Origin of the sequence: Flavobacterium xylosi, from assembly GCF_042787345.1 — a bacterium.
GTDB lineage: Bacteria > Bacteroidota > Bacteroidia > Flavobacteriales > Flavobacteriaceae > Flavobacterium > Flavobacterium xylosi.
Genome location: NZ_JBHZPZ010000003.1, coordinates 69,962 through 82,618, shown reverse-complemented (window position 1 = coordinate 82,618; position 12,657 = coordinate 69,962). Strand labels below are relative to the sequence as shown.

General features: G+C 34.4%; 10 protein-coding genes. 8 read left to right on the top strand and 2 right to left on the bottom strand.

The window, feature by feature from the left end:
• Positions 1-2: 2 nt before the first annotated feature.
• Together ACFX5E_RS03220 and ACFX5E_RS03215 are read right to left on the bottom strand one after the other, a co-directional pair.
• Positions 3-1,967: an amino acid permease gene (locus ACFX5E_RS03220; RefSeq protein ID WP_379853727.1), complete on the bottom strand. Its 1,965-nt coding sequence runs from the start codon at positions 1,965-1,967 to the stop codon at positions 3-5.
• A 283-nt stretch (positions 1,968-2,250) separates the two neighbouring features.
• A complete protein-coding gene (locus ACFX5E_RS03215) occupies positions 2,251-5,166 on the bottom strand; it encodes an FAD-binding and (Fe-S)-binding domain-containing protein (protein WP_379853726.1) in 2,916 nt (971 codons plus the stop codon).
• A gap of 246 nt (positions 5,167-5,412) precedes the next feature.
• On the opposite strand from ACFX5E_RS03215, the gene ACFX5E_RS03210 reads away from it, so the two are divergent.
• From ACFX5E_RS03210 to ACFX5E_RS03175, 8 genes are all read left to right on the top strand, one after another.
• Positions 5,413-6,945: a glycoside hydrolase family 10-like protein gene (locus ACFX5E_RS03210; protein WP_379853725.1), complete on the top strand. Its 1,533-nt coding sequence runs from the start codon at positions 5,413-5,415 to the stop codon at positions 6,943-6,945.
• Positions 6,946-6,974: 29 nt separating this feature from the next.
• On the top strand, positions 6,975-8,243 hold the full coding sequence (locus tag ACFX5E_RS03205; protein ID WP_379853724.1) for an MFS transporter: 1,269 nt from the start codon (positions 6,975-6,977) through the stop codon (positions 8,241-8,243).
• A 161-nt stretch (positions 8,244-8,404) separates the two neighbouring features.
• Positions 8,405-10,015, top strand: coding sequence for a glycoside hydrolase family 3 protein (locus tag ACFX5E_RS03200; RefSeq protein WP_379853723.1), 1,611 nt, complete (start codon positions 8,405-8,407; stop codon positions 10,013-10,015).
• Between the two features lie 138 nt (positions 10,016-10,153).
• On the top strand, positions 10,154-10,792 hold the full coding sequence (locus ACFX5E_RS03195) for a peroxiredoxin (protein ID WP_131916155.1): 639 nt from the start codon (positions 10,154-10,156) through the stop codon (positions 10,790-10,792).
• Positions 10,793-10,876: 84 nt separating this feature from the next.
• Positions 10,877-11,185, top strand: a complete 309-nt coding sequence (locus tag ACFX5E_RS03190; RefSeq protein ID WP_379853722.1) for a thioredoxin family protein — start codon at positions 10,877-10,879, stop codon at positions 11,183-11,185.
• Between the two features lie 89 nt (positions 11,186-11,274).
• Positions 11,275-11,532, top strand: coding sequence for a DUF6952 family protein (locus ACFX5E_RS03185; RefSeq protein ID WP_379853721.1), 258 nt, complete (start codon positions 11,275-11,277; stop codon positions 11,530-11,532).
• A gap of 226 nt (positions 11,533-11,758) precedes the next feature.
• Positions 11,759-12,256 carry a thiol peroxidase gene (gene tpx / locus ACFX5E_RS03180; RefSeq protein ID WP_379853720.1) on the top strand — a complete coding sequence of 166 codons (498 nt, stop codon included), beginning with the start codon at positions 11,759-11,761 and terminating at the stop codon, positions 12,254-12,256.
• Positions 12,257-12,265: 9 nt separating this feature from the next.
• On the top strand, positions 12,266-12,640 hold the full coding sequence (locus tag ACFX5E_RS03175) for a diacylglycerol kinase family protein (RefSeq protein WP_379853719.1): 375 nt from the start codon (positions 12,266-12,268) through the stop codon (positions 12,638-12,640).
• The last annotated feature ends 17 nt before the right edge of the window (positions 12,641-12,657 follow it).

Sequence of the window (12,657 nt, the reverse complement as noted above, 5' to 3'; positions counted from 1 at the left end):
ACTTACGCTTCTTTAATATTCAACTTACTGTTGTTTCTGCTATAACCAAAATAAATAGTTAAACCTACAAGCAACCAAATTGTAAAATAAATCCAGTTCCAAACACTTAGTTCAGCCATCATATACAAACAACAGATTAGGCCTAAAAGAGGAATTAAAGATAGATTTTCTTTCCAAGACCAAACTGTTAATCCCATCAAAACGATTAGAAAAATCCACATTGGAATTTTATGCTTGAATAAACCAAAACCACTTTCGAATTTAATGGAATCTGCAATTGGTAAACCAGCAATTACTGAAGCGTATTTGGCATCATCTTGTTGGTATTGGCTTAACAATTGTTCCAAATCTGGTGTTTCTGTAGTGCTGTTTTTAGCATCTATGCTTACTAAATATTCATATACTTTTTGAGTTTCTTCTTTATTTAATGAAGTTATAATATCAGCCGAATTATTAATTTGAGTTTCATTAGTCATGAAATCCGTTGTCGCTTTTTTGTTGTAACCAAAGGCAAAAACCACTCCTATAATAATCAAAACAGGCATGATGAATTTTGAATTTAGATAAGGAGTTTTGAATTTCCCTCTTGGAATATCCGTTCTATTTTGCAAAACCAAAACACCGGCACAAACCAATACGAATGCGAATAAGGTTCCAATACTACACAAATCGGTAACCATAGTCAGATTCAAAAACAAGGCAGGTATAGCCACAACAAATCCAGTCACAATAGTAGCAAATGAAGGCGTTTTGTATTTTGGATGTACTGTAGAAAACTTTTTAGGTAATAATCCATCACGACTCATACTCATCCAAATACGGGGTTGCCCCATTTGGAAAACCAGCAAAACACTCGCCATAGCAATCACAGCACTCACCCCAATAATGGCGGACATTATTTTTAAATCCAATTTTTCAAAAACAAATAACAAAGGATCGCCCACATTTAACGTCGAAAACGAAACCATTCCGGTTAGCACCAAAGCAATGGCAATATATAAAGTGGTACATATAATAATAGCCCACATCATTCCCTTTGGCAAATCACGTTGAGGATCTTTACACTCTTCGGCAGTAGTCGAAATGGCATCAAATCCAATATAAGCAAAAAACACGGCAGAAACTCCTTTTAAAACCCCGCCTACTCCATTTGGAGCAAAAGGACTCCAATTATCAACATCGACATAAAAAACACCCACTGCAATTACCAATAAAATAATACATAATTTAATCAAAACCATCACGTTACTGGCATTTCTTGACTCTTTCATTCCTCGATAAACCAATGAGGTAATCAAGATAATAATAAACAAAGCAGGCAAATCAGCTACGAGGTGAATACCAAAAAATACAGGAGAAGAAGTCCAAGCAGTGTAAGCCGCTTGCATACCAACGCTCAAATTTTCAAAAGACTTACCACTTTGCATTAAAGCCGTGGCATCTTTAAAACCATTTGAGGCAGATAAATAATCCATTTGAACCCAATCTGCAAAGACTTGAAGGTTCCAATGGTTTTTATGATTAAGATTATTAATGATATTATCCATCAAACTCGTAAAGTAATCACTCCACGAAATAGCGACGGTTATATTACCCACTGCATACTCCATAATCAACGCCCAACCGATAATCCAGGCTATCAATTCTCCAAAAGCAACATAGGAATAGGTATAAGCGCTTCCCGCAACAGGTACCATTGAGGCAAATTCTGCATACGCAAAAGCAGCAAAACTACAAGCGATCGCAGTAAACAAGAACAAGAAAATAACTGCAGGACCGCCGTCAAAACTTGCTTTACCAATGGTACTAAAAATACCCGCACCCACAATTGCAGCAATTCCAAAAGCGGTTAAATCGCGAGCGGTTAAATGTTTTCCCAGTGCATTATGACCATCCGCATTATTTTTTTCAACTTGTTTTAAAATATCTTGTACCGTTTTCTTTCTGAATAAACCCTTTAATGCCATGTTGTAAATTTTATCATTAAATATTAGTATACCGTAATTTTTGAGCTTTAATTTTGCAAATAATGTAAATTTTATTCGAAAATCAAAAGTATTAAACCGTTTTAATTAAGGAATAAAAGAGTGCTGTTTTTTAATTTGATTTTAAATACAGAAATCAATTATTAATTTGACATCATCAGAAGGTCAAATCATTGTAAACAAATCGTTTGAAAAATCACATTTTCAAATGTACTCTTATTTTATTTTTTTCAAGAATAAAATTATTCAATAATTCCCTATAAAATTACTTCAAACAACTTTTCAGAATTGTAATCGGATGCAAGGCTTTCCTGTTGGTTCCATCAAAAATCTGATGGCGGCAACTTGTACCGGCTGCAGCTATTGAAACAGTAGCATCAGTAGCTCTAATTTTTGGAAACAAAGTGTCTTCTCCCATTTGCATACTAATGTCATAATGTTCTTTTTCATATCCAAAAGAACCTGCCATACCGCAACAACCCGAATTGTATATGGTAACCAAACTATTTTTTGGTAGATTCAGCATCGCAAAAGTCGCTTCAATTGTGCTCAATGATTTTTGATGACAATGGCCGTGAATTTTTATTGTTTTCTCTACATCAGAAAATTGTCCGGAATGAATCTTTCCTACTGTAATCTCATTTTTGAAAAACTCTTCAATGGTAAATACGTTTTTAGCTAATTTTTCTGCTGCGTCCTTTTCATCGGCCAAACGCAAATACTCATCTCTAAAAGTCAATATTGCCGATGGTTCTATTCCTATCAAAGGGAAATCTGCAGTAATATAATTCGAAAAAACGCCAACATTTATATTCGCAATTGCTTTTGCTTCTTCCAGAAAACCTTTAGAAATAAAGGCTCTTCCGCTCTCTTCGTGATCCACCAAAATCACTTCATATCCTAATGCTGTCAATAACTCATACGCATCGATTCCAACCGAAACATCATAGAAATTAGTGAATTCATCACAAAACAAACATACTTTTCCGTTTACAAAAGAATCACTTGGCGCTTGATTCCAATTTTTTTCGTACCATTTTCTAAAAGTCTGTGGAGCCAGAAGTGGCACTTCCCTTTTTGGAGCAATTCCCATGCTCTTTTTCACCAAAGGCAAATTCACCATAAAATTGGTAAACGATGGAAAAATACTTCCTAGTCCATTCAATTTAGCATTAAAAGCAAATATTTTATTTCGAAGAGAAAAACCATTTGCTTTTTGGTATTGGTACAAAAACTCCGCTTTCAATGCTGCTACATCCACATTACTGGGGCATTCACTGGCGCAGGCTTTGCAACTTACACACAATTCAAATACTTTGTATAATTCTTCGTGATCGAACTTGTTGTCTTTTTCTGAATGCGTCAAATATTCTCGCAGTGCATTGGCGCGAGCCCTTGTCGTATCTTTCTCGTTTCGTGTTGCTCTATAACTGGGACATAAAGTACCACCGGCTGAAGGTAATTTCCTGCAATCACCTGAACCGTTGCATTTTTCAGCCAATCTCAAAATCCCCATGCTATCGGAGAAATCCTGAATCGTCTGAATATTTGGCTCTTCTCTTCCGGCTTCCACCCTAAGGTTTTCATCCATTTTGAAAGCATTTACTATCTTACCTTCATTCAAAATAGTATTAGGATCGAAAGCGGCTTTTATTCGTTTTAATAATTCATAATTCTTTTCCCCAATCATAAATGGTAAAAACTCGCCACGCACTATTCCGTCACCGTGTTCTCCACTTAGTGAACCTCTATATTTCTTTACCAAATGTGCCACTTCGGTAGCAATGGCCCTAAATTGATATAATCCTTCTTTTGTTTTTAAGTTAAATATGGGACGCAAGTGAATTTCGCCAGCACCGGCATGAGCATAATATATTGCCTCTTGACCATGACTTTTCATCATAGCCGAAAAATCAGCAATATAATTAGGCAAATCATTCAACTCAACTGCCGTATCCTCGATCGAATCGGCTGCCTTTTCATCTCCTACAATGCTTCCTAAAAGGCCAAGACCTGCTTTTCGTAACTCGTTTATTTTATCAATGTCTGATCCGTAAATTTTTGGCAAAGCATATCCAAAATTATTATTTTCAAGATCAGCAATCAAAGCGTTGGCCTGTAATTCGGCATCTTCCATACTAATAGAAGAAGCCACTTCAAGCATGATTACTGCCTTTGGTTCACCTTGTATGAAAAACCTATTTTTGGCTTGTTCCCTATTGGTTTTGGTACAATTCAAAATGGTGTCATCCATCATTTCGCAGGTATACAAATGATGTTTCATCGCTGTAACCACCGCCTCTAAACTTTCGTGAATAGTATGAAAATGTGCCACCACCATAATATTATTCGTCGGAGGCAAATCATCTACTTTCAGGGTAACCTCGGTTGTAAAGGCTAAAGTTCCTTCGCTTCCGCAAAGGAGTTTCCCTAAGTTTATGGTGTTCTCTGTTCCTCCAAAAAGTTCTGATTTCAATAATAAATCGACTGCATAACCGGTATTTCTTCGGTGAATTTCTGGTTTTGGGAACTCTTTTATAATCTCCTCTTGGTTTTCTGTATTCGAAAGTTCCTCATAAATTGTTTTATAAATTTTACTTTCAAGCGATTCATCTTTTGTTTTTTCTATAAATTCTGAAGATGAAAGTTCCTTAAATACCACTTTGGATCCGTCACTCAAAACCGCTTTTATCTCCACAATTTTATCGCGGGTAACTCCATAGCGAATGGATGTGGTACCGGAGGAATTATTGCCTACCATTCCTCCTATCATGCATCGATTTGAAGTAGAAGTATTGGGTCCAAAAAATAAACCGTGAGGTTTTAAATACAAATTCAGCTCATCCCGAATCACTCCCGGCTGAACGGTTATTGTCCTTTTATCTGCATCAAAAGAGATAATTTTAGTAAAATATTTAGATACATCTACAATAATTCCTTTGCCTACCGTTTGCCCCGCTAGTGAAGTCCCGGCAGTTCTTGGCGTAAGCGAAATTTTATTTTCATTAGCAAACTGTATCAGTTTGATGATATCATTTTCGTTTTTAGGAAGCGCTACAGCAAGCGGCATAATCCTGTAAGCGGACGCATCCGTTCCATAAATCGTTTTGTGAAGTTCGTCGTATAAAAGTGTTCCTTCTAATGATTGGGATAAATGCTGTAATTGAAGAGCGGTCAACATGGCTGGTATATTATTTAAAAAAACTGTTATTACAGCATTCTGTGACAAATATAAATATATAACGGATTATAATTTAAAAATTCAAATAAGAAAAATCCACATTTATAAATAGTACGTTGATTTAAATCAAAATGTAAAAAACGGCAAAGAAATTGCAACACTAAAATAAGTCAAATTTTATCTCGATTTTAACGGGCTAATTTCACTAAAAAAACTATTTTTGAATACTTTATAAACACTACAATAATGAAGAATTACAAGCATATAGGATTGTTAATTTTGTTTCTCTTACTTTCGGTTTTGAATGTAAAAGCACAAATACAGGTTACAAATCCTAAAAATGAATTTAGAGCCGTATGGATAGCTACCGTTGTCAATATTGACTGGCCTAAAAGCAGTATCGATAATGTCGCAAAGCAAAAAGCTGATTTTATTGAAATTTTAGACACCTATAAAAAATTAAATTATAATGCTGTAATTGTTCAGATTCGAAGTGTTGGTGATGCTTTTTATCCTTCGCAATATGCACCATGGTCTCGATTTTTAACGGGTAAAGAAGGAAATGCGCCGAAACCTTATTTTGACCCGTTAGCCTGGATGATTGCTGAATCTCATGCCAGAGGTTTTGAATTTCATGCCTGGTTAAATCCGTATCGTGCCACAATGGATTTAAACACCGCTATTTTAAGTCCACAACATGATTTTTACAAGCATCCCGAATGGATGATTAAATACGGAGAAAAATATTACTATAATCCGGCGCTTCCTGAAGTTAGCGATCATTTAATAGATATAGTAGACGAAGTGGTTAAAAATTATGATATTGATGCCATACATTTTGATGATTATTTTTATCCGTATAGAATAAAAGGGGAAGTTTTTAATGATATTGCTTCGTACCAAAAATATGGAACTGGGCTAAGTATAGAAAACTTTAGACGATCCAATGTAAACAACTTGGTGAAAAACATTTCAATTTCGATAAAAAAAATAAAACCTTGGGTACAATTTGGCATCAGTCCATTTGGCGTTTGGAGAAACAAATCAGTAGATCCAAAAGGTTCTGAGACAGAGGCTGGTCAAACTAATTATGATGATTTGTTTGCTGATCCGATAGCGTGGATGGACAATAATTGGATTGATTATCTTGTTCCACAACTCTATTGGAGTGTCAATCACCCTAAAGCTTCGTACTCAAAACTGTTGCGTTGGTGGTCAGAAAACTCAAAAAATACCGCTATCTACATCGGAAATGGTTCCTATAAAATAAATGCGGATTCGGATAAAAAGTGGAGCAATCCAAATGAAATTCCAGATCAGATCAACATTACCAGAACCTATAAAAACGTGCAGGGAAATGCTTTTTTTAGTGCCAAATCATTTTTGAATAAAAATCAAAATGTCACTAAATTATTAATGGAGAATCAATACAAATATCCTGCGCTTCCTAATGTGGTTCCAAATTCTGTAAAAAAGATGGTTATCGTTCCATCAGCAAATAATATTCTTACAAACCCAATTTCTTCAAGCTTTAATGTCAAATATCCTTTGTACAGTAAAGTGCGTTATGTAATGGTTTATGGTGCCAAATTCAATTCGAAAATTGACATAAAAGATCCAAGCCAAATCATTGATAAAATAGCATTTAAAGAGAATATTGATACCGTAGCAGTTGTAATTCCTAATTACAAATTAGATAAAAACACAAGCTGCGCGATTACATTCATTGATTTTTATGGTAATGAAAGCGAACCAACTTTAGTGAACTTTACACTATAAAATTTGAATTGAATATTATTCCACCTTAAATGAGAAAAGACAACAACCCTTGGTTTTGGATTCCGTTATTAAATTTTGCATCGGGATTTCCGTACGCAATCATTATCAGCGTTTCGGTGATTATGTACAAAAGTTTAGGTATCAGCAATGAAGACATCGGAGTTTACACTAGTTTATTATACTTGCCTTGGGTTATTAAGCCTTTATGGAGTCCGTTTATAGATTTATATTCAACCAAAAGAAAGTGGTTTCTAGCCATGCAATTAGTGATTGCCATTGCCTTTTTGATTGTAGGATTAACCATTCCGATGAGTAACTTTTTTGTTCTGAGTCTGGCAATATTTTGGGTAGCGGCATTTGCTTCAGCTTCAAATGATGTGGCAAGCGATGGTTTTTATATGTTGGCTTTAGCCAAAGAACAACAATCCTTCTTCTTAGGAATTAGAAGTACTTTTTACAGACTTTCTATGCTTACCGCCAATGGATTAATCGTAATTCTGGGTGGTTTTCTGGAACAAAAATACGACGACAAAAGCAAAGCTTGGTCGTATACCATGATAACTGTGGCTTTGGTCATGGCTGTTCTAACCATCTATAACTTTTTTACCACTCCAAAAGTAGAACAAACTAAAATTGTAACGGAAACGGAAAACAAACAGAGTTTTGGAGTTGTTTTTAAAACCTTTTTTCAAAAGAAACAAATCGGACTTATATTAGCCTTTATATTACTTTTCAGATTAGGGGAATCCCAATTACTAAAAATGTTAACTCCTTTTTTAATAGATGAAAAAATCAAAGGCGGCATGGGATTAACGACGGAAGATGTGGGTATAATTTATGGCACATTTGGAGTTGCATCATTGGTAGTCGGAGGAATTCTTGGGGGAATAGCAATTTCAAAAGGAGGTCTTCGCAAATGGATGTTGCCCATGTTTTTAGCTATGCATTTACCTATTATCGGATTTATTTTGCTTTCCCATTTTCATCCTGAATCCGTTTACTATGTTTATGCAACTGTAATTACGGAACAATTTGGATATGGTTTTGGATTTGCGGCCTTTATGATGTATTTAATATATGTTGCCGATGGTGAATCTAAAACGTCCCACTACTCTATCGCCACTGGATTTATGGCTTTGGGAATGATGCTTCCGGGAATGCTGAGCGGATTTATTCAGGAATATTTGGGTTATGGAAATTTCTTTATTTGGGTATTTTTAGCAACCATACCAGGATTAGTCCTTTCCAGATTTTTAATCTTTCCGGCTGATTTTGGTAAAAAAGCAGAGGGAAAATAAACTAGTTTTTTTTTTAACATATAAGTCATATAAGTTAAAATATATAGAATAAATAATTAGATAGAAGTGGTTGTAAAAAAACCAATTATTTATTTCTGATTTTAACATAGGCTTATTTATAGGCTTACATGTTTAAAAATTAATATGATAATCATCTCAAAATGATATTAGAACAAAAAATAGGGCAATTTTTCTTCCCGGCTGTTTTCATCAATGACACTGAAGAGAACATTCAGGAAACCGAACGATTAATCCGGGATTACAACATAGGTGGATTGACTTTTTTCCACAGCCGAGCCAGTGCCGCCACTAATTATGAAACCAAGAAGAAGGTAATTCTAAACGACGATAGCTGTCAAAGATTAAAAGAGCTTATTGTACGTTATCAAAAGTGTGCTTCTACTCCACTATTAATGAGTATTGATGCCGAATGGGGATTAGCCATGCGGGTCGAAAAAACACCTCAATATCCGTATGCCATTACACTTGGTGCATTACCAAACAGTAAAAAACATTTAGTTTACAAGGTAGGAAAACAAATTGGTTTAGATTTGAGATCGGTTGGTATTCATTATAATTTGGCACCTTTGGCTGATATTAACAACAACCCCAATAATCCGGTAATTGGCTATCGGTCTTTTGGTCAAAATAAAAAAAAGGTGGCTCAATTTGCCCTCGAATACTTAAGAGGACTGTCGGACGCAGGTGTATTAGGTTGTCTGAAACATTTTCCTGGACATGGCAATACCAATGTAGATTCGCATTTAGGTTTACCGGTTTTAGAAGAAAACTTAGAACAATTGCTTGAAAATGAATTGTATCCTTTCATAAAAGGAATCGAGAATAACGTAGATTCGATTATGATTGGACATTTGGCTGTTCCTGCGTTGAATGATGGCAAAAACACCTCGGCAACATTGTCAAAACCAATTATAGAAACGCTTTTGCGAGAGCAATTGGGTTATGATGGTTTAGTAATTTCTGATGCGTTGAATATGCACAGCGTTTCTAGTTTGTATGACAAAAAGGGACAATTGGAATGGGAAGCTTTTAATGCTGGAAATGACGTATTATGTTTTGCTGAAAATGTTCCTGAGGGAATTCAGGAAATCCTTAAAAATGCTACGCCAGAGCGCATCGAAGAAAGCTTTAACCGTTTATTGAAATGCAAACAAAAAGCTGGGATTCTAGATTCGAAACTCCCTGTGATAACCGTTTCTGGAAGCGATTTTGATTTTGAAACCGCTTCTTCTTTAAACGGTAAAATTGCAGAAAATTGCATTACAAAAATAAAAGACAATCATAACTCTGTTACCGTTTTTGACGCGAAAAACAGAGAAGACCTTGCTAAATTAAGTCTATATAAAAGTAATGACAATGCTTTTTTCAAAGCGTTGGATACCATATTGCCATCTTCAGAATTTGCTTATGAAAATGGTACTGATTTGGCAATAAATGAATTAGGCAAAAGCTTAGCCAGATATGACACTGTCATAGTTTCCTTGTTTGTTCCAAAAGCGAAACCCTTAAATAACTTTGACATTGAAGACAGTGTCCTCCAATTTTTAGGCAACTTATTTGTTTCCAAAAAGTGTGTTTTATATGTATTTGGAAATCCTTATGCCTTGCAAGTCATACCAAATTTAGAATACACAGTAGGAATCGTTCAAATGTATCAGGATTTCGAAGAATTTCAAGAAGCAGCAGCGTCACAACTACTAGAAAATTCAGAATGCAAAGGAACTTTACCAGTAATTTTAAGCAACATATAACTCAAAATCAATATAATAACTACTTTTGATAAGAAAAATTTATTATTAAATAAATTTTTATAATCAAAACTGATAACAAAAACCCTGTTGTTTAAGCTACTTTTGCACCATTAAAAAAAATAACTTAAAATAAAGAATATGTCATTAGTAGGAAAAAAATTCCCAAGTATTGCAGTTGACGCCATCTCTGAAATGGGCGATAATTTAAAAATCAACATTTTTGAAGAAGCTACAAAAAACAATAAAAAAGTTCTTTTGTTTTGGTACCCTAAAGATTTTACATTCGTTTGTCCAACTGAATTGCACGCTTTTCAAGCAGCTTTACCAGAATTCGAAAAAAGAAATACAATAGTTATAGGTGCATCTTGCGATACTAATGAAGTTCACTTTGCTTGGTTAAATACTCCAAAAAATAATGGTGGAATTGAAGGAGTTACTTACCCAATTCTTGCTGATACTAACAGAAACCTATCTAACATTTTAGGGATTCTTGATATTGAAGAAACTGGTTACAGCGAAGAAACAGATTCTATCATTATTGAAGGGTCTAACGTTACTTACAGAGCGACTTACCTAATCGACGAAACCGGAAAAATTTTCCACGAAAGTGTAAACGATATGCCATTAGGCCGTAATGTAAATGAATATTTGCGTATGGTTGATGCTTACACGCACATTCAGGAAAAAGGGGAAGTTTGTCCTGCTAACTGGGAAGCTGGCAAAGAAGCAATGAGTGCTGACAGAAAAAGTACAGCTGAATACTTAAGCTTAAACTAATAAATCAAAGAGACTAAGCTACTAAGGTTCTAAGGTTTAAAACTTAGAAGCTTAGTAGCTTAGAAGCTCAAAAAAATAAAAACTATGTTAATCGAATTAAACGAAGATACGTTACAGGATTTAATCTCAAAAGATGAAAAAGTAGTCGTTCAATTTTCGGCCTCATGGTGTGGAAATTGCCGTATTATGAAACCAAAATTCAAAAAATTGGCTTCAGAAAACGAAACAATTACATTTGCTTTTGTTGATGCAGAAAATTCTCCAGAGTCTAGAAAATTAGCTAATGTGAGTAACTTACCAACTTTTGCGACTTTCGTAAATGGAAAATTGGTGAACGAAACACAAACTAATAAACAAGAAGTGTTAATTGAATTAGTGAACGAAATTGTTTAAAAGTTGGATTGACTAATCGGTTAATCGATAAAAAAACGTTTGACCTAACGAATAAACAAATCAACGAATAACCGAATAAACAACTAAATATGAAATTACCAGTAATCAAGCATTTAACTCAGTTCATAGAAGATAATGATCAAGATTACATCATAGAAGCAATTGAAGTTCTGGAAGCAATGACTGAAATTTCTTCCTTGAAAGACGAAGAATTAGATGTGATAGGTGAATTAATTTCTAACATGTACGGTGCTTTAGAAGTAAACAAATTGGTGAAAAATGGAACCGATAAAAAAGAAGCTTTAAATACTTTTATGAAACGCGTTCTAGGTTCTATCGACAAGTAATTTTCCCGAACAAACTATTAAAAATGGATTTGCCAAATTTAATAAATAAAAATAGTAGAAAACGTACTCCGCAATGGGTGCGTTTTTTTATTGGACTTAAATAAAAAAGACATTTGGTTATTACCGTTTAATTTATTGTTCCAAAATGGTAAACTTTATCCCGAAGTTTCAGGACTAAATCTTAAATAATTTTCATACTTTTGAACTTCATTAAAAAACATCTATTATGGCTTCAATAACTTTAGGCGGAAATCCAATACATACATCAGGAGAGTTACCAAAAGTGGGTACAAAACTATCCGATTTTAAATTAGTTAAAACTGATCTTTCGGTTGCAACATTAGGTGACTTTGCCGGAAAAAAATTAGTCCTTAATATTTTTCCAAGTGTTGATACAGGAACTTGTGCTGCTTCTGTTAGAAAATTTAACGAAAGTGCCAGTACTTTAAAAAATACTAATGTTTTATGCATTTCCAGAGATTTACCTTTTGCCCAAAAACGTTTTTGTGGTGCTGAAGGACTTGAAAATGTAATTAATTTATCTGATTTCCCAGAAGGAAGTTTTGGTAAAGCAAATGGATTAGAAATCACTGATGGCCCTTTATCAGGATTGCATTCAAGAGCTATAATTGTAGTTGATGAAAATGGAATTATTACCCACACGGAGCAAGTGCCTGAAATTGCAGATGAGCCAAATTACGAAGCTGCTTTAGCGGTACTTTAATCGATACGAATGGAGTTTCAAAAAGATAATACTTTCTTTACCGGAAGATTAAAGAGTGTTACTTATGCTTTTAAAGGAGCTGTAAAATTAATCACAACAGAACACAGCGTAATGGTTCAATTTTCAATAGGAATATTGATGGCCATTGCTGGATTTTATTTTGGTATTTCTAAAACAGAATGGCTTTTTCAAACCTTTGCAATTGGATTAGTAATGAGTATTGAAGGATTAAATACTGCCGTAGAAAAAATGGCGGATTTTATTCATCCAAATTATCACGAAAGAATTGGTTTCATTAAAGATATTGCTGCAGGTGCAGTGTTTTTTGCTGCATTAACAGCTATCGCAATCGGTTTAATCATATATATACCACTATTCTTTTAGGTATCATAAAAATCAAG